Annotated in this window: 18 protein-coding genes and 1 tRNA gene; 12 read left to right on the top strand and 7 right to left on the bottom strand. The window is 73.6% G+C overall.

What is annotated here, in order from left to right; all coding sequences use genetic code 11:
- Positions 1 to 57: 57 nt before the first annotated feature.
- A tRNA-Ala gene (locus VR894_RS17235) sits at positions 58 to 130 on the top strand.
- A gap of 77 nt (positions 131 to 207) precedes the next feature.
- Here VR894_RS17235 and VR894_RS17230 read toward each other — a convergent pair.
- Positions 208 to 1,971, bottom strand: coding sequence for a lipase family protein (locus tag VR894_RS17230; protein ID WP_324653527.1), 1,764 nt, complete (start codon positions 1,969 to 1,971; stop codon positions 208 to 210).
- A gap of 311 nt (positions 1,972 to 2,282) precedes the next feature.
- Complete coding sequence (locus VR894_RS17225) at positions 2,283 to 2,906, bottom strand: TetR/AcrR family transcriptional regulator (RefSeq protein WP_324653526.1); 624 nt, start codon at positions 2,904 to 2,906, stop codon at positions 2,283 to 2,285.
- Positions 2,907 to 2,981: 75 nt separating this feature from the next.
- On the opposite strand from VR894_RS17225, the gene VR894_RS17220 reads away from it, so the two are divergent.
- Positions 2,982 to 3,689 (top strand): NAD-dependent deacylase, encoded by a 708-nt coding sequence (locus tag VR894_RS17220; RefSeq protein ID WP_324653525.1) that lies wholly within the window; start codon positions 2,982 to 2,984, stop codon positions 3,687 to 3,689.
- 25 nt (positions 3,690 to 3,714) lie between these two features.
- On the opposite strand, the gene VR894_RS17215 is transcribed toward VR894_RS17220, so the two are convergent.
- Positions 3,715 to 4,626 carry a hypothetical protein gene (locus VR894_RS17215; protein ID WP_324653523.1) on the bottom strand — a complete coding sequence of 304 codons (912 nt, stop codon included), beginning with the start codon at positions 4,624 to 4,626 and terminating at the stop codon, positions 3,715 to 3,717.
- A gap of 77 nt (positions 4,627 to 4,703) precedes the next feature.
- Here VR894_RS17215 and VR894_RS17210 point away from each other — a divergent pair, with 77 nt between their 5' ends.
- The 7 genes from VR894_RS17210 (at position 4,704) to VR894_RS17180 (ending at position 10,641) form a co-directional block, all read left to right on the top strand.
- A complete protein-coding gene (locus VR894_RS17210) occupies positions 4,704 to 6,365 on the top strand; it encodes a sensor histidine kinase (RefSeq protein WP_324653521.1) in 1,662 nt (553 codons plus the stop codon).
- The gene (locus tag VR894_RS17205; RefSeq protein WP_324653519.1) at positions 6,362 to 7,504 is read left to right on the top strand and encodes a GGDEF domain-containing protein; all 1,143 of its coding nucleotides are present in this window, start codon (positions 6,362 to 6,364) and stop codon (positions 7,502 to 7,504) included. The genes VR894_RS17210 and VR894_RS17205 overlap by 4 nt, the downstream gene beginning before the upstream one ends.
- Positions 7,505 to 7,621: 117 nt before the next feature.
- On the top strand, positions 7,622 to 8,203 hold the full coding sequence (locus VR894_RS17200; RefSeq protein WP_324653518.1) for an alternate-type signal peptide domain-containing protein: 582 nt from the start codon (positions 7,622 to 7,624) through the stop codon (positions 8,201 to 8,203).
- A 38-nt stretch (positions 8,204 to 8,241) separates the two neighbouring features.
- Positions 8,242 to 8,796, top strand: a complete 555-nt coding sequence (locus VR894_RS17195; RefSeq protein WP_324653517.1) for an alternate-type signal peptide domain-containing protein — start codon at positions 8,242 to 8,244, stop codon at positions 8,794 to 8,796.
- Positions 8,793 to 9,674 carry a hypothetical protein gene (locus VR894_RS17190; RefSeq protein WP_324653515.1) on the top strand — a complete coding sequence of 294 codons (882 nt, stop codon included), beginning with the start codon at positions 8,793 to 8,795 and terminating at the stop codon, positions 9,672 to 9,674. Before VR894_RS17195 ends, VR894_RS17190 begins: the two co-directional genes overlap by 4 nt.
- A 44-nt stretch (positions 9,675 to 9,718) precedes the next feature.
- A complete protein-coding gene (locus VR894_RS17185) occupies positions 9,719 to 10,297 on the top strand; it encodes a signal peptidase I (RefSeq protein ID WP_324653513.1) in 579 nt (192 codons plus the stop codon).
- Positions 10,298 to 10,302: 5 nt separating this feature from the next.
- Positions 10,303 to 10,641, top strand: coding sequence for an Hpt domain-containing protein (locus VR894_RS17180; protein WP_324653511.1), 339 nt, complete (start codon positions 10,303 to 10,305; stop codon positions 10,639 to 10,641).
- Here VR894_RS17180 and VR894_RS17175 read toward each other — a convergent pair.
- Positions 10,625 to 11,407, bottom strand: coding sequence for a response regulator transcription factor (locus VR894_RS17175; protein WP_416380865.1), 783 nt, complete (start codon positions 11,405 to 11,407; stop codon positions 10,625 to 10,627). The genes VR894_RS17180 and VR894_RS17175 overlap by 17 nt on opposite strands.
- 116 nt (positions 11,408 to 11,523) lie before the next feature.
- Between VR894_RS17175 and VR894_RS17170 the strand changes: the two genes are divergently transcribed.
- The gene (locus VR894_RS17170) at positions 11,524 to 12,324 is read left to right on the top strand and encodes a fructosamine kinase family protein (RefSeq protein ID WP_324653510.1); all 801 of its coding nucleotides are present in this window, start codon (positions 11,524 to 11,526) and stop codon (positions 12,322 to 12,324) included.
- A 206-nt stretch (positions 12,325 to 12,530) separates the two neighbouring features.
- Here the strand turns inward: VR894_RS17170 and VR894_RS17165 are convergent, their stop codons facing one another.
- Positions 12,531 to 13,340, bottom strand: coding sequence for a hypothetical protein (locus VR894_RS17165; protein WP_324653509.1), 810 nt, complete (start codon positions 13,338 to 13,340; stop codon positions 12,531 to 12,533).
- Positions 13,341 to 13,562: 222 nt separating this feature from the next.
- Here VR894_RS17165 and VR894_RS17160 point away from each other — a divergent pair, with 222 nt between their 5' ends.
- Positions 13,563 to 13,910 (top strand): metalloregulator ArsR/SmtB family transcription factor, encoded by a 348-nt coding sequence (locus tag VR894_RS17160; RefSeq protein WP_324653508.1) that lies wholly within the window; start codon positions 13,563 to 13,565, stop codon positions 13,908 to 13,910.
- 18 nt (positions 13,911 to 13,928) lie between these two features.
- Positions 13,929 to 14,906: an SRPBCC family protein gene (locus tag VR894_RS17155; protein ID WP_324653507.1), complete on the top strand. Its 978-nt coding sequence runs from the start codon at positions 13,929 to 13,931 to the stop codon at positions 14,904 to 14,906.
- Between the two features lie 105 nt (positions 14,907 to 15,011).
- Here VR894_RS17155 and VR894_RS17150 read toward each other — a convergent pair whose 3' ends face one another.
- The gene (locus VR894_RS17150; protein WP_324653506.1) at positions 15,012 to 15,668 is read right to left on the bottom strand and encodes an SRPBCC family protein; all 657 of its coding nucleotides are present in this window, start codon (positions 15,666 to 15,668) and stop codon (positions 15,012 to 15,014) included.
- Positions 15,665 to 16,021 (bottom strand): metalloregulator ArsR/SmtB family transcription factor, encoded by a 357-nt coding sequence (locus VR894_RS17145; RefSeq protein ID WP_324653504.1) that lies wholly within the window; start codon positions 16,019 to 16,021, stop codon positions 15,665 to 15,667. The genes VR894_RS17150 and VR894_RS17145 overlap by 4 nt, the downstream gene beginning before the upstream one ends.
- Between the last annotated feature and the right edge of the window lie 14 nt (positions 16,022 to 16,035).

Here is a 16,035-nt window from a genome sequence, read left to right as displayed (position 1 = left end):
ACCGTCGCGGGATTGGTCAGCACGGTCCGCCGTCGTCTAGACTTATCGACGGATCAAGGGGCTATGGCGCAGTTGGTAGCGCGCTTCCATGGCATGGAAGAGGTCGGGGGTTCGAATCCCCCTAGCTCCACATTTTCTCCCCGCGAGTGACGAGCCCGGACCCCGGCGGTCCGGGCTTCGTCGTTCCCGGCCGACGACCGGCACGGCTCACCGCCCGGCGGGGCACCCAGCGGCCGTGGGAGCACCGGCGAACCGGTCCCGTGTCCAGCCGAGCAGCTCGGGGACGAGCGGTGAGTCCGGCTCGACGAGCGCGAGGTGGTCACGGCCGGGGTACTGCCGGTAGTCGACCGTGACACCAGCCGCGCAGAGTCGGTCGACGAATCCGCGCTGGACGCCGGGCGTGATGAGCCGGTCCGCTCCACCCTGACCGATGAGCAGCGGCACCGGGACGGTGGTGGGTGGCTCGTTCTGTGCCAGGCGGTCGCCGAAGCCTCCCGTCGAGGGGTCCGCCGCGAGGATCGTCGGCTCCCGCGACAGTGCCAGTGCGGTGAGCACCGAGACGAGGACGCCCGGCGGTGCGAGGCACCGCTCGGCCATCTCCCGGACGACCACCTCCGCCCCGGGGCGGACGTACCGGCGGTAGGTGACGTCGTCGTACTCGGCGGTGTAGGCGGACGCCACGAACGAGGCGAGGACGCTGCCGCCCGGGACGTCGTCGAGGCCGCTGACGAGGCCCCGGAGGTCACTGGCCGGTGCCAGCGCGGCGACCCCGGCGACCGCGAGATCGGGGGCGTACTCGTCGAGCAGGGCACCCGTCCACAGCGCCGCCCCACCGCCCTGCGAGTGGCCCCACACGACAGTCTCCTCCGCGAGGTCGGCTCCCTCGAGGGCCTGAGCCGCCCGGACGGCGTCGAGTGAGGCGTGCGCGCTGTCGGGGCCGATGAGGTACGGGTGGGGCCCCTGGGTCCCCAGGCCGATGTAGTCGGTCGCGACGAGCGCCCAGCCCTCGGCGAGGACCTCGGGGAGGATCATGAGCGCACCCGACTCGAACGGCTCGTCGGCGAGGGACGGCGCGCAGTGCTGCGCGACGCCGGTCGTGCCGTGGTTCCAGTCGACGACCGGCCAGGGCCCCTCTCCGGCGGCCGGGACGACGACGAGCCCGCTCGCGACCGCCGGGCTCCCGTCCCCACGCGTCGTCGTGTAGAGGATCCGCCACCCCTGGGCGCCGACCGGCACCCCGCGGGTGGTCCGCTCGGCGCGGACGAGCTCGCCCGGGGAGTCGGGGACGTCGCGGGGAGGGGCGTAGAAGGCGTCCGTCACGGTGGACCCGTCGTTGAGGGCGACGCTCACCGCCGCTGAGGCGGCCGCGAGAGCGACGGAGGCGACCGCGGCGACCGTCCGGGTCCAGCGACGGCGACGGCGCCGGGCCGGTTCTCGTGGACGGCGCAGCGTCATCCACCCGAGGACGAGGCCGGCGGCGACCAGGCGGGCACCGAAGACCACGGCCACGACGAGCGCCGTGATGTCGGGCCAGCCGAGCGCGAGGACCCCGAAGACCACGCTGGCGGCGCCGAAGGCGCCGTCGGCGCCCCTCTCGTCGGCAGGGGCACCTCGGCGCAGCGCCCCCACGAGAAGGCTGCCGCCGTGCACGAGGAGCCCCACCCCGACGACGACCGTCAGCAGGCGCACGGTGAGCCCCGGGAGGAGGAGGACGACCAGCCCCGCGCCGACCCACAGCACCGCCACGAGCCGCCGCCACCGCGCGGCCGCACCACCGACGCGTCCGCCGACGAGATCGACGACGCCGTGGAGCACGAGGCCGGCGCCGATGAGCAGGGCGAGCACCCCGAGCGAGGTCGTCGGACGCACGAGCAGCACGGCTCCGAGCACCACCGTGGGGGCGGCGAGGACCAGCCGCAGCCAGCGCGGTGACCGACCGAGCCACCGCTCCACCCGCGTCGGCGCTCTCATGCGCTCACGGTACCGAGCGTGGCGGACGGCAGGACGTCGCGCGCGCGTGGGGCAGGTGGTGGCAGGGGACCGCCCGGGGCAGGACGTCGGTGGGTCGGTTGCCGGAGTGATCTCGACCACCACTGCCCGTACCGGGCCGACCTAGACGATAGTCTAGGTCGGCCCGCGAAGGAGTCCTTCCTGCGGTGGAGTCGTCGCCCCGGCTCCACCGCGGTCTGGTGCCGTGCACCGGCGGGCAGGGCCGACGCACTCCCCCCGGCGCGTCGCCCGCCTGGCTGTGGGGTCGGCGTCCACCGGCCCCACAGCGGACCTCACAGCGGGGTGTCGCCGGCCAGCGCGGCGACGACCTCCTGGGCCACCGCCGGCGTGTCCTCGAGTCCCACCGCACCCAGGGTGAGGAGGAGGAACCGGCGTCTGCGGTGCCTGCGGTCGGGTGCGGGCATCCGCAGGCTGACGTAGGCCGTGCCCAGGTTCGTCGCGAAGATGTACTCCGCGATCTCGGCCGCGCTCACCGAACGGTCGAGGGCACCGGCGTCCTGGGCCTGGACGATGAGCTCCTCCAGCCGGGCGAGGAAGGTCGCGGCCGCACGGCCCAGGTCGTCGTCGGGCGCGGCTCGGTCGGTGAAGAGATAGGTGGCCGCAGCCACCTGCGGATCGCGCGCCGTCCAGTCCGCCAGGCCCAGCAGGAAGGCAAGAAGCGCGTGCCCGCTCCGGTCGGGGAACAGCCTGCGCGCGAGCTCGGCAGAGGCGTTGACGGCCTCCTCGAGGGCGGCGGCAAGGCTCGCGATGAAGTCACGCTTGGCCGGGAAGTGGTGGGCGAGGGCCCCCTTGGTCTGGCCGAGGCGCGCCGCGATCGACGACATGGACGCCGCGGCATAACCCTGCTGGATCATCTCCGCAGCAGCCGCATCGAGGATCGCGCTGCGCGTGTCCATCCTCGCCTCCCGTGCTCCGTCCTCGGCGCCCGTGCGTGCAAGCCTAGGGCGGCGCGGGCCGGCGCGTACCGCATAATGCGTCCCGTGCGCGTCGTCGTCCTCACCGGTGCCGGCATCTCCGCGGAGTCGGGGGTGCGGACCTTCCGTGACTCCGGTGGCCTGTGGGAGGGGCACGACGTCGAGGCGGTCGCCACGCCCGAGGGCTTCGCGCGGGACCCGGAGCTCGTCCAGCGCTTCTACGACGCCCGCCGCCGCGCCGTCGCGCAGGCGACGCCCAACGCCGCCCACCGGGCCCTGGTGCACCTCGAGGAGGCGCTCGGGGAGGACCTGCTCGTCGTCACCCAGAACGTCGACGACCTCCACGAGCGGGCCGGCTCGCGGCGCGTCGTCCACATGCACGGTGAGCTGCTCCGGGCGTGGTGCCAGGAGTGCGGCCGGCGGCACCGCTGGGACGGTGACCTCGTCGACGTGCCGCCCTGCCCCGCGTGCGGTGAGCGGGCCCTGCGACCGGACGTCGTCTGGTTCGGGGAGGTGCCCTACGAGCTCGAGCGGATCGACCGCGCGGTCACGGCGTGTGACCTGTTCGTCTCCGTGGGCACCTCCGGGTCGGTCTACCCGGCCGCGGGCTACGTCGCGCTGGCCGCGAGCAGCGGTGCGCGGACCCTGGAGCTGAACCTCGAGCCGAGCGAGGTGTCCCGCTTCTTCGACGAGGTCCGCACCGGGCCTGCGGCGCAGCTGGTGCCGCAGTGGGTCGAGCAGCTCGTCCCGGGGTTGCGCGCCTGAGCCCGCCGGCGCCCACCCGGCGCCGTCACCCGAGGACGGCGAGCACCACCGGCATCGTCACCATCCCGACGATGATCGTGACCGACGTCATGAACGTCGAGAGCTCGACGTCGCCGCGCGCCTCGGCCGTGTACCCGGGCGCCATCGCGGCGATCGGCGCGAAGAACACCATGCAGAGCACCACCTTGACCTCCGTGTCGACGGGCAGCAGCAGCCACGTGCCGAGCGCGAAGACGACGGCGTAGCCGTACCTCACGACGAGGTAGGTGAGTGCCTGACGGTACTTGGCCCTGGAGAGCCGCAGCTCCAGGCCGACACCGATCATGAACATGGCGAGGAACGTGTTCGCCGCGCCGATCGTCGCGGTGAGCTCGACGACCGGCCCGGGGAGGCTGAGGTCGAGCAGCCGCAGGGGCACCATGACGAGGTAGGTGACGAAGATCGTCGACCGCAGCATCGTCCTCAGGAAGGTCCCGAACCCCACCCGGCCCTCGCCCGTGACGAGGCCCAGCGCCCACGCGTACCCGATGCCCGCGGCGGCCACCGCGTTACCGACGTCGAACAGGGCGGCGAGCACGAGCGCCTGCGGCCCCATGAAGCCCGCGAGGTAGGGCATCGCGAAGGCGCCCATGTTGTAGCTGCCGATGTTGAGCACCCCGAAGGCCTGGGCCTCACGCCCCCTGCGGCGGCCCATGACCATGCCGGTGCCCTGCTGGACGACGTTCGCGACGAGCCCGACGACGGCCAGGGACAGCAGCGCCCACGTGAGGTCGAAGTCGTTGAAGCCGGTGATGATGGCGGCGGGCAGCGTGATGCGCAGGACGATCGTCGCGAGCACGGGGAAGTGGGCCACGGAGACCCAGCCGATGCGCTTGACCGTGAAGCCCAGCCCGATGATCGCCACCAGCGACACCGCCTGGACGAGGACGTCACCCACCCGACCCTCCTGCCCGGACGGCCCCGCGCCGCCCGCGCCACCCTACGCGGTGGCTGCGGGCACCGTAGGCTCTGCCCGTGCTTCATCAGCCCTCGTCGTTCGCGGACGCCGACACGCCGCGCCGCTTCGCCGTCCTGGGGAAGCAGCTGCCGTTCGCGGCGGTCTTCGGGGCGCTCATCATGGCCCTCGTGCTGTGGGAGGAAGGCTCCGGCGGGCTGCCCGACGCCGCCGTCATCGCGTTCGGCGTCAACTTCCTCGCGACGATGCTCGCCGCCGTCGTCCCGTGGCAGCTGCTGCCCCGCTGGACCGAGGCCGTGGTGCCGCTGCTCGACATGGTCGCCGTGGTGTGGGTGCTGACCATCGGTGCACGCGCCACCGTCCTCATCGTCCTGCCGGTGCTGTGGCTGGCCAGGATGGGTCGCGTGGGAGCCGTGACGGCGATCGTCACCGGGATCTGCGCCTCGGCGGGCGTGGACGTCGCCCGGGCGGTGGACGCGGGGGTGCTGGTGATCACCCCGGACAACGCCGCGCGGCTCTTCATCATCCCCGCGGTCATCATCGCCGTGGCACTCGTCCTGCACGTGTCGGAGCGCAGGTCGGGGGCCCGGCGCGACCTGCTCGCCGGCCAGAGCGCGCTCGTCGAGGAGCTGCTCGAGGAGACGTCCCTCGACCGCGCCCGGCTCGAGGGGGTGCTCAACACGATCGACGCCGGGGTCATCGTGCTCGACCCCGCCGGGACCGTGGCCATCATCAACCGGGCGATGAGGGACGCCACGTCCGGGGACATCGCCGCCGGCACACCGCTCACCGACCTCTCGGCACGGCTCTACGCCCCGGACGGGTCGACGCCCGTGTCCGCGGACCGGCTGGAGCGGGTGGCCAGGGGTGGGCGCGTCGAGCGCGAGGTCGTCTGGTGGGAGCACGGCCCGCAGGACCGCTCCGCCTACCGGGTGTCCGCCGGTCCGCTCCCGGGCCGGGACGGCGCCGGTGAGGGGTCGGTGGTCGCGCTCCACGACATCACCGACGAGCTGCTGGCCCTCGCCCAGCGGGAGGACTTCGTCTCCTCCGTGTCCCACGAGCTGCGCACACCGCTCACCTCCGTCACGGGCTACCTCGACCTCGCGCTGGACGACCCCGAGCTGCCCGAGCGGGTGGCCGGCTACCTCTCGGTCGCCGAGCGCAACGCGGCCCGGCTGCAGATCCTCATCGACAACCTCCTCACGGCGGCCCGCACCCGGGCGGACTCCGGGTCGTGGGAGCCCGTCGACCTGCGCGAGGTGGTCGACGACGTCGTCGAGTCCCAGACGCCCCGCGCCGAGGACCGCCGCATCACCATCGAGGTGACCGGTGGCGGGTCCTGCGTGATCCGCGGTGACGTGGGGCGCGCCACCCAGGTGGTGGACAACGTCGTGTCGAACGCCGTGAAGTACTCCCACGCCGGCGGTCACGTCCACGTCGACGTCAGCGGGCCCGGGCACGGCCCCGGGCAGCGGGCCGACCGCGTGTGCCTCACGGTCACCGACGACGGTCCCGGCATCAGCTCCGAGGCGCAGCAGCAGCTCTTCAGCCGCTTCTACCGCGCGCCCGAGGTCCGGGGCACGGTCGTCCAGGGCACGGGGCTCGGTCTGCACATCAGCCGCCAGATCGTCGAGGCCCTCGGGGGCACCATCACGCTGAGCTCCGAGCCCGGGAAGGGGACCACGGTCGCCGTCCACCTGCCCGTGGGGGAGCCGACGTGAACCTGGACGTCCCCACGCTCTACGTCGCGGCTCTCACGGTCATCACGATCATCACCGGAGCCTTCGTACTCGAGGTCGCCAGCCGCGGCCGCTCCCCGGTCGACCTCATCTGGACCCTTGCCTTCAGCGCGGCGGTGGGCACCGCCGTGTTCTACCTCTGGGGCGAGTCGGTGTGGTGGTTCAACGCCGTCGGCAACGCCGCGTCCGTCGTCACGACCTTCGCCATGTGGAACGGCGTGCGGGCCGACGACGGGCGACGCCCCCTCCTGGGCGTGACCGCAGCGGTGGCGTCGGCCGCTGCCCTCGCCGCGCTCGTGCCGGGCGCCGAGGGCGGGGCATGGGCCGGAGGCTGGGCGGTGCTCGTCGGGACCGCGGCCGGAGCCGGGCTCGGCGGGGTGGCAGGACTCCGCGGACGACTGCGTCACCACCGCCTCGGCAGGGCACTCAGCGGGGTGCTGCTCGCCGTCGCGGTCTACTACGGCATCCGCACCGTCGTCTACCTCACCGCAGGTCCCGAGTCCGCCGAGTTCGTCCGCTACGTCGGCACCGGGCCCACCGCCCTCGCCGTCCTCGTGCTGGTGACGGTCGCGGGGTTCTGCATGGTCGCGATCCGGACCGACGAGGTCCACCTCCGGAGGGCCGAACGGTTCGGGTTCGACCCGAGCACCGGGCTCCGCACCTCACTGACCTTCGAGCCGCGCGCCGAGCAGCTGCTCCGTACCGCGCAGACCGCCGGGGAGCCGGTCGCTCTCATCGTGGTGGAGGTCGAGGGGGCACGTGACCTGACGACCGGTTTCGGGCCCCAGGCAGCCCATGACGCACTGACCCTGGCCGTCGACTCCGCCCGGCTGCTGGCTCCGCCGGTGTCGCTGGCGGGCCGGGAGGGTGCCGACGCCTTCGTCGTCCTGCTCCGGGGGCTCACCGGTGCGCAGGCGCACGTGTGGGCCGACTCCCTGCGCCGCCACGTCATCGCGACGCCGCTCCCGGTCGACGGCACCCGCGTCCGCGTGCGGCTGAGCCTCGGCGCAGCCGGTGACGCCGACTGCGGGTACGACCTCCGCGCCCTGCGCGCGACCGCCCGGCAGCGCCTCGACCGGGCCCTCGCGGAGGGCGGGAACCAGGTGCAGAGCTCGTACTGAGGAATCTTGAGCAAGTCCTGAGGTGACGTCGAGGCAGCCGAGAGATCGCGCTGAGGTCGCGGTTCCAGGATCGGGTCAGCGCCGGAGAGACCGGCCCTGACACCGGAAGGCACGACCATGGCACGCACGACCACCACCGCTTCCCGCTTCACCGCCTGGAAGGCCGTCGCGGCCGTCGGCGCGGGCGTCGTCCTCCTGGGCGCGGGCGGGGCCACCTTCGCCGAGTGGTCCGACGCGGAGCAGTCCGCGACGGCCACCCCGATCGCCGCCGGCGTCCTGGACCTGGCGGCCGGCGAGGGCAGCTGGACGAACGTGGCGGGCACCGACGTGACGGCGGCCGTGGAGAACGGCAGCTACCTCATCGTCCCGGGCGACGCGCTCACCTACCGCGAGACCCTGACGATCGACGCGAAGGGCGACCTCCTCACCGGCGTCGTCTCCCACAACCTCACGGGCCTCACCGGCGACGCCGAGCTCCGCGACCAGCTCACGGCCGGCGCCGAGATGACGCTCAACGGCACGCCCGTCGTCGGGACCTCCGCGCCCGTCACCGCCGCCGACGACCTCCAGCGCCTCGACGTCGCCGTCACGGTCGCCTTCGACGAGAGCACCGCCGGCCTCGTCGGCCAGGGCCAGCACGTCACGCTCGGTGGCCTCGACATCTCGCTCACCCAGGCACCGGTCGTCTCCGCCGGCTGACCGGGCACCAGCACCCACCACCGGAGAGGAGGACCACCGTGCCGAACCGCCTGACCCGCGCCGCCATCGCCGCAGTCGTGGCGGCGGTCCTCCTCTCCGGCAGCGGCACCACCCTCGCCGGGTGGGCCGACGCGGAGCACCGCGACCAGGCCGTGCTCAGCGCCGGCCGGCTCGCGGTCGAGCCCGTCGCGGCCAGCACCGCCGTCCTGCGGCCCGGCACCTCCCAGCCGCTCCCCGCGGACACCGCAATCGTTCCCGGGGACGTCGTGCGGGTGACGTCGACGGTGAGCGTCTCCGCCCGCGGCACGCTCCTCACCGGCACGCTGTCCCTCGACCTCGGTGCACTCGGCGGCCTGGGCGGCCCGACCGTCTCGGCGACCACGGCACTCCCCGCGGCCGGGGCCAACCGGTGGACCGTCACGCCCGATGACGACGGCGCGCAGGTCACCGCCGTCATCGACCTCGCCGTCCCCGCCACCACCGACGGCCGCCCCCCGGCCGCCGACCGCTCGAACTGGTGGGGGGAGCAGCTGCAGCACACGACCCTCGACGCCGGCGCCGTCCGCTGGACCCTCACCCAGGAGATGCCATGACCACCACCAAGCGGCTGACCGCCGTCGTGCTGCTCCTGGCCCTCGTCCTCGCCGGCGTCCTCGTCCTGCGCCCCACCGGCTCGACCCTGGCCGCCTGGAGCGACGAGGTGACCGTCACGGTGCCCACGCTGCGCACCGGCGGCGTCCGCATGGACGTCACGCCCTCGGCCGGGACCACCGCGACCGTGGGGATGAGCGGTGACGTCTCCGGCACCTGGCGGCCCAGCACCGTCCGCGTGAGCGTCGACGGACGAGCGCTCACCGGCGCCGAGCTCACCGGCTCGCGCGTGGAGTACCGCGTCGCCGCGGCCGGGGGGACCTGCCCGACGACGGCCGCCACCTACACCGCGACGCCCAGCGGCACGGCCACCGACGTCCCGGTCACGGGCGGCCAGCCGCTCGCCGGGGCCCGCACGCTGTGTCTGACCTTCGTCCCCACCGACAGGATCCGGATCGAGCTCGGCAGCCGCACCGTGTCCTTCGCGACGACGCTCGACGGCGTCACCGTCGCGCCCGCCACGTGGACGACCACCGGCAGCTGGGCCACCGAACTCCGGGTCACCCCGGGCCCGAGCGTCACGGGCCCGACCTGCTCCAGCATCCACCCCCGCGTGACGCTGGGCTGGGACTGGAACCGGGCCGGCATGAGCGTCGACGTCGCCCGATGGAGCGTGCAGGTCGCGGACGGCGGCACGTGGCGCGAGGTCGCCACGCTGATGCCCGCGCAGCGGACCGTCACCGTCGGACCCTCCGACTTCACCGGGCACGACGCCGGAACCCACACCGTGCGGGTGGTCGCTGTGCTGACCGACGGCACCACCGTCCCCGGCACCACCCACACCGAGATCCGCATCGACGGAACGGTGACCTGCGCATGAGCCCCCACACGTCCACTGCCACTCCGACCCGCCTGGAGACGACCATGAGCCACGACGTCATCACCCCGGGCCGCCACCGCGCCGGGTCCGCGCCCAGGAGCAGCGTCGCCCGTACCGTCCTCACCCGGGTCGTCCCCGGCGGCCTCCTCGTCGTCCTCGTCGTCACGCTCGCTGCCCTCGTCGTCGTGCCGCGGCTGCTCGGGTGGGCGCCGCTCACCGTGCTGAGCGGCTCGATGGAGCCGACGATCCCCACCGGCAGCCAGGTCGTCGTCTCGCGGGTCGACGACGTCACGAGCCTTGAGGTCGGCGACGTCATCACGGTCATGCCCTACCCGGACAACGCCACGCTCGTCACCCACCGGATCATCGAGCGGACCGACTCCATCGGCGGGCCGACCTTCACCACCCAGGGCGACGCCAACGATGTGGCGGACCCGTGGGAGCTCACCGAGACCCAGATCCGCGGCGAGGTCCGCTACTGGGTGCCCGGGGCCGGCTACGTCGCGACCCTGCTCTCCGGCCACACCAAGGCGCTGGGCACGCTCGTCATCGCGCTCTCGCTCTTCGGCTACGCCGCCCTGCAGGTCGTGTCCGCGGTGCGTGAGCGCCGCGAGGGACGGTGACCGAGATGGTCGACCGTTCGAGCGTCACCCAGCTGCTCGGCGAGGTCGGGGCCACTGCGACCGCCGGGATGATCGACCGCTTCCTCGACATGCTCCCCGCCCGGGTCGCGCGGCTGCGCCGGGCGGTCGCCGCCGGTGAGCTGCCCGAGCTGCGCGACGCCACCCTCAGCCTCGGGTGCTCGGCGACGATGCTCGGCGCGCACCCGCTCGCGGCCGCGTGCGAGCGGTGCCGGACGACCGACCGCGCGAGCGCGCAGACGGCACTCGCCGAGGTGGAACGCGTGGCACCGCTGACCTCGCAGGAGCTACTGTCCGCCCTGCCGGGCCTCAGCTCGGGGCGCTGAGCGCCAGGCGGTAGCCGACCCCGCGGACGGTCTCGACGTACCGGGGGCGCGACGCGTCCTCGCCGAGCTTGCGGCGCAGGTTCGCGACGTGCACCTCCACCGAGCGGCGGTCCGCCTCCGTGGCCTCGACCCCCGTGTCGTAGCTGTCCGACCAGACCGCCCGGGCGAGCTGGGCCTTGGTGAGCACCCGCCGGGGGTTCGCCAGCAGCGCGGTGAGGATGTCGAACTCGCTGCGGGTCAGCTCCAGGGGCTGCCCACCGAGCGAGACGACCCGGGCGTCCCGGTCCAGGCGCAGGTCCCCGTGCCCGAGCACGCTCGCGCCGTCGTCGTCCGCCGGCTGCGCCGCCGCGGGAACCGGCACGGTGCTGTCCGGTGCCGCGGCCGCCGCCCGGGGACGGCGGAGCATCGCCTCGATGCGGGCCCGCACCTCGCGGGGCCGGAAGGGCTTGGTCACGTAGTCGTCCGCGCCGGCGTCGAGCCCGAGGAGGGTGTCGATCTCCTCCGCCCGCCCCGTGAGCATGAGGATGTAGGTGTCGGAGAAGGCCCGCACCCGCCGCGCGACCTCGAAGCCGTCGAAGTCGGGCAGTGAGATGTCGAGGGTGGTGATGACCGGCTGGAGCTCCCGGACGGCGTCGACGCCCTCCTGCCCGCTGCCCGCCGTCGTGACCGCGAATCCTGCCTGGCCCAGGGTGACCTCGAGGAGGTAGCGGATGTCCGCGTCGTCCTCGATCACCACTGCAGTACCGCGCGCCCCGATCTCTGCCACGGCCCGACTGTATCCGCACATCGGCGGCGGACGCGCGCCGTTCCGCTCGGCCGCGGCCCCCGGCCGTCTTCGCGGGACGTCTCGCCGCGGCCGTCGCTCGTTGCCACCATGGGCACATGACGACCTTCCACAAGACCGACGACCCGACCGTGCTGCGCTTCGAGACGGCGGGGCTGCGGTGGCTGGCGGACGCGCAGGACGACGGCGGGGCACCCGTCGTCGAGATCCTCGCCGAGGGCGAGGGGTGGGTCGACCTCGTCCGGCTGCCCCACGCGTCGGCCACGGCGGAGGCGGCCGCGGCGTTCGGACGCGGGCTCGCGCGAACCCACGCCGCCGGCGCCCCGTCACTCGGGTGCACGCCGCCGGGATGGAGCGGGGAGGTGGTGCGCAGCTCGGGACCGATGCCGCTGCACGGGCACGACGCCGCGCCGGTCTTCGAGACGTGGGGGGAGTTCTACGCCGAGTACCAGCTCCGCCCGTACATCCCGCGGGCACTGGGCAACGGCTCCGTCGACGACGACGGCGCCCGGGTCCTCGAGCGGGTCGCCGACCGGCTCGCCGCGGGGGACTTCGACCACGACCAGCCGGCGCTCGTCGGTGAGCGTGCCGCACGCCTGCACGGCGACCTGTGGGGCGGCAACGTCGTGTGGACCGGCGGTGGGGGAGCGGCCCGTGGCGTCCTCATCGACCCGGCCGCCCACGGGGGGCACGCCGAGACGGACCTCGCCGCCCTCGACCTGTTCGGCGTCGACCGGCTCCCCGACATCCTCGCCGGGTACGAGGAGGTCTCGCCGCTGGCCGCCGGCTGGCAGGAGAGGGTGGGGCTGCACCAGCTGACGATGCTCGTCATGCACGCCGTCATCTTCGGCGGCTCCTACGGCCCCCAGACCGTCCGCGTCGCCCAGCGCTACACCTGACCACCGCCCGGCCCCCTCCCCTTGACGCCGACAGCGGGATTGTTGTCCGGCCCCGGGCCGACAGCCGGCGCGTCCCGGGCAGACAGCCGGCTCACCCCCCGGTCCAGCGCCCGGCACCACCCCCTGACGCCGACAGCGGGATTGTGTCGGGCCTCCGCCGACGGCCGACTCGTGTGCGGTCCCGCGCGCGTGATGGAGCAGCGGGGTCAGTACCGGCGTTGCGGCAGACGATGCCTGGCACCGGAGGCGATGTCGAGGCCGAGACCGTGCCGGCCGACGACGGCACGGACGTCGTCGAGGTCGAGCGATCCGTACCGCTCGACCACCACGGACGGACGTCGTTCGCACCTCCCGTGCCGGAAGCCGAGGACCGTCGTCGACATCGGAGCGTGCCGTGGATAGGCGAGCGCAGCCGCGTCCTCGTCGGGGTGCTCAAGGACCAGCAGCTGCGTCGCCCCCGAGAACTCGGCCCGGAGCGGGCCCGCACGGTAGTGCGCGGGCTCCTCGGGGGCACCCGTCGCGTGACGTGACCGGTTCGCCGACGTGATGTGGAGGTGGTCGGTCCCGCAGAGGTCCAGGCACGCCGCGAGGAACGCGTTCGACGCGCACCGGTCGCCGGGAACGATGGCCTGCACCCAGCGACCACCTGCCGAGGGGACGGTGAGATGGTCCGGGATGTGTGCAGCGGCTGGTCCGCGGAAGCCGAAGGGTCCGAGGCAGAGCAGCTCGTCGATGAGCCCGAGGACGGTCGAAGCCGTGAGGAGGGCTGGGAGCCGGTCGAGGTCGAACACGCCGCTGAGTCGCACCGGTGTGGTGGTCACGCTGCCGACCTGGTCAGCCGCGCGGCCCTTGAAGATGTTGACCGCCCGGACGGTGCCCGCGTCGGCGCGCGTGGTGAGTGCGTAGAGGTTCGCGAACGCGTGCGCGACGAACATCCCGGCGGCGAGCGCGGCGGCCGCCACCTCGACGTCCCGCTGGTTCGAGAGCCGCATGCCCGGCGACTCGACGACGACCATGGTGTCCCCTGTCCGGGCGGTGTGCCCTCCCGCGATTCTCCGCCTCGCCGCTCCCCAGCGGAAGAGCGTGGCCACGGACGGGGCGGTCCGGCTTCCGGTGAACGAGAGCTGAGACAACCCCGCTGTCGGCGCAGGGGGGGGATCGGCGCGAGGAGGGCTGTCGGCGACGACGGGTCGGGAAGGCCTTGACCGGAGGTGGAGCGCCGCGTAACGTACAACCAAATGGTTGTACGAAGTAGTCAGGACCTCGCCCTCGACGACGACGAGATCGACCGGATCTTCCGGGCACTCGCCGACGCGACCCGGCGTGACATCGTCCGGCGCACCCTCGGTGGGGAGGCGACGGTCACCGCCCTGGCTGCCGAGTACGACATGTCGTTCGCGGCCGTGCAGAAGCACGTCGCCGTCCTGGAGAGAGCCGGTCTGGTGACCAAGCACCCGGAGGGCCGCGAACGCCGAGTGCGGGGCAACCCCGACACGATCCGACGGGCCCAGCTCCTGCTGGACCAGTACGAGCAGCTCTGGCGCGGCCGAGTCGCACGGCTCGACGCGCTCCTCACCGATGAGTGACCGCAGAAAGGTACTGACATGCCCATCACCGCCGTCGAGAAGGACCTCGACGCCCTGACGATGACCGTCGTCGCCGACTTCCCCGTGCCGGTGCGCCGGCTGTGGGACGCCTATGCCGACCCGCGGCAGCTCGAGAAGTTCTGGGGCCCGGAGGGGTGGCCGGCGACCTTCACCCGACACGACATGGCCGTCGGTGGCCGGTCCCAGTACGTCATGACCGGGCCCGACGGCGAGACCCCCGGAGGCTACTGGGAGTTCCTCGCCGTCGACGAGGGGCGCTCGTTCGAGGTGCGCGACGGCTTCGCGCGGCCGGACGGCTCGCCCGACCCGGACCTGCCGGCGACCCGCATGGTCTACACCTTCGAGGAGACCGGCACAGGTGCGCGGGTGACGACGACGTCGTACTTCGGGTCCCTCACCGAGCTCGAGCAGCTGCTCTCGATGGGCATGGAGGAGGGGCTGCGCTCCGCGATGAGCCAGATCGACGCCGTCGTGGCCGACCTCACCTCCTTCGCCGCGGACCGGCGGGCCGAGAGCCAGGTGCTGAGCGACACCCAGGTGCGAATCAGTCGCGTCGTCCGCGGCACCGTCGAGCAGGTGTGGGACGCCCACCACGACGCGGATCTCATGCGGCGCTGGATGCTCGGCCCCGACGGGTGGACCATGCCCGTGTGCGAGCCCGCGACGGCAGTCGGCGACTCCTACCGCAACGAGTGGGAGCAGGAGAACGGTGAGGGGCGGTTCGGCTTCACCGGCGAGGTCCTCGAGTGGGACCCGCCGCGACGCGAGGTGACGACCGAGCGGATGATCGGGATGGAGGGGCCGGCCGCCGTCAACGAGATGACCCTGACGCCGGTCGACGGCGGCACGCTGCTCACCGTCGTCGTCACCTACCCCGACGCCGAGACACGGGACTCGGTCCTGGCGACCGGGATGGTCGACGGCATGGAGGCGAGCTACGCCCGCCTCGAGGCCGTGGCGCTCACGCCCGCCTGACCCGCGCCTCGCCCCGACCCCGCGCCTCGCCCCGACCATCCCGTGCGCCGAGAGCGGGATTGCAACAATCCCGCTCTCGGCGCAGAGGGGGGAGGGGGGCGGGGGCTATTCGGTCGGCTGGCCGGTGTAGAAGGCGGTGGTGTTCCGCTCCGCTGCGCGGGCCTGCTCCTCCGGGGTGCCCGCGGCGACGGACGCGTCCGCCCAGCGCCGGCTGCTGCCGGCGATGAACGCGCGGGCCTCCTCGCTCTGCTCCCACCCCGATCCCTCGGCGGGCTTGTCGGCGCCGGTCGCGAGGTGCAGCGCGAGGCCGAGGAGTGCCAGGTCCCAGCCCACACCCGTGGCGCCCGGGCCGTAGGTCTGCCAGAAGTCGTTCGGCAGCGCCGCCGGGGCCGTGTGCTCGAGGGTGAGACGAGCGGCGTCCTTGCCCGCCGGGTCGACCCGGACGGTCACCCAGGACACGTTGCCGCCGAACTCCCAGCTGATACGGAAGCTCGACGGCGGGTCGCACGCCTCGACCGTGCCGCCGGCGTTGCCCTCCAGCTGGTAGTGGCCACCGAGCTCGAGGTCCCCGGAGACCGGCAGGAACCACCGGGGGAGGCGGTCCGCGGACGTACAGGCGTCCCAGACGTCCGCGACGCTGGTGTCGTAGACCTGGCTCAGCGTGGCGACCGCGGTCATGGCGTCGTCGTGCTCGGTCATGGACAGGGTGCGCTCGACGGCGTCGAGCTGGCCGGCGCTGATGGTGGTGATGTCCTCGGTCATGACTGCTCCTTGTCTCGTGGGGGTCGCATCCGTCGCTCACGCTTGCCGCGAGCGATCTCGGTCTCGAGGGCGGCCAGTCTGGGCGCCCAGAAGCCGCGGAAGTCCGCCAGCCACGCGTCGACCTCCCGCAGTGGCTCGGCGTCGATCGCGTAGAGCCGTCGGCTGCCGTCGGGGCGCACCCTCGCGAAGCCGTTCGTGCGCAGCACCCGCAGGTGCTGGGAGACGGCGGGCTGGCTGATGCCGAACTCGCGCCCGATCTGCTCGGCGAGCTCACCCGCCGACTGCTCGCCGTCCGCGAGCAGCTCGATCAGGCGCCGGCGGACCGGGTCGCCGAGGACGTCGAGTGCGTGCATGACGTGATGGTTTC

It is taken from the genome of Georgenia sp. H159, assembly GCF_035607575.1.
GTDB lineage: Bacteria > Actinomycetota > Actinomycetes > Actinomycetales > Actinomycetaceae > Oceanitalea.
This window is presented reverse-complemented; position numbering and strand designations above follow the sequence as displayed.

What these genes read in the sequence shown, in the direction of transcription:
- VR894_RS17230 (WP_324653527.1), bottom strand. Translation starts at nt 1,971, where the DNA reads ATGAGAGCGCCGACGCGGGTGGAGCGGTGGCTCGGTCGGTCACCGCGC.
- VR894_RS17225 (WP_324653526.1), bottom strand. Translation starts at nt 2,906, where the DNA reads ATGGACACGCGCAGCGCGATCCTCGATGCGGCTGCTGCGGAGATGATC.
- VR894_RS17220 (WP_324653525.1), top strand. Translation starts at nt 2,982, where the DNA reads ATGCGTCCCGTGCGCGTCGTCGTCCTCACCGGTGCCGGCATCTCCGCG.
- VR894_RS17200 (WP_324653518.1), top strand. Translation starts at nt 7,622, where the DNA reads ATGGCACGCACGACCACCACCGCTTCCCGCTTCACCGCCTGGAAGGCC.
- VR894_RS17190 (WP_324653515.1), top strand. Translation starts at nt 8,793, where the DNA reads ATGACCACCACCAAGCGGCTGACCGCCGTCGTGCTGCTCCTGGCCCTC.
- VR894_RS17185 (WP_324653513.1), top strand. Translation starts at nt 9,719, where the DNA reads ATGAGCCACGACGTCATCACCCCGGGCCGCCACCGCGCCGGGTCCGCG.
- VR894_RS17180 (WP_324653511.1), top strand. Translation starts at nt 10,303, where the DNA reads ATGGTCGACCGTTCGAGCGTCACCCAGCTGCTCGGCGAGGTCGGGGCC.
- VR894_RS17170 (WP_324653510.1), top strand. Translation starts at nt 11,524, where the DNA reads ATGACGACCTTCCACAAGACCGACGACCCGACCGTGCTGCGCTTCGAG.
- VR894_RS17165 (WP_324653509.1), bottom strand. Translation starts at nt 13,340, where the DNA reads ATGGTCGTCGTCGAGTCGCCGGGCATGCGGCTCTCGAACCAGCGGGAC.
- VR894_RS17160 (WP_324653508.1), top strand. Translation starts at nt 13,563, where the DNA reads ATGGTTGTACGAAGTAGTCAGGACCTCGCCCTCGACGACGACGAGATC.
- VR894_RS17155 (WP_324653507.1), top strand. Translation starts at nt 13,929, where the DNA reads ATGCCCATCACCGCCGTCGAGAAGGACCTCGACGCCCTGACGATGACC.
- VR894_RS17150 (WP_324653506.1), bottom strand. Translation starts at nt 15,668, where the DNA reads ATGACCGAGGACATCACCACCATCAGCGCCGGCCAGCTCGACGCCGTC.
- VR894_RS17145 (WP_324653504.1), bottom strand. Translation starts at nt 16,021, where the DNA reads ATGCACGCACTCGACGTCCTCGGCGACCCGGTCCGCCGGCGCCTGATC.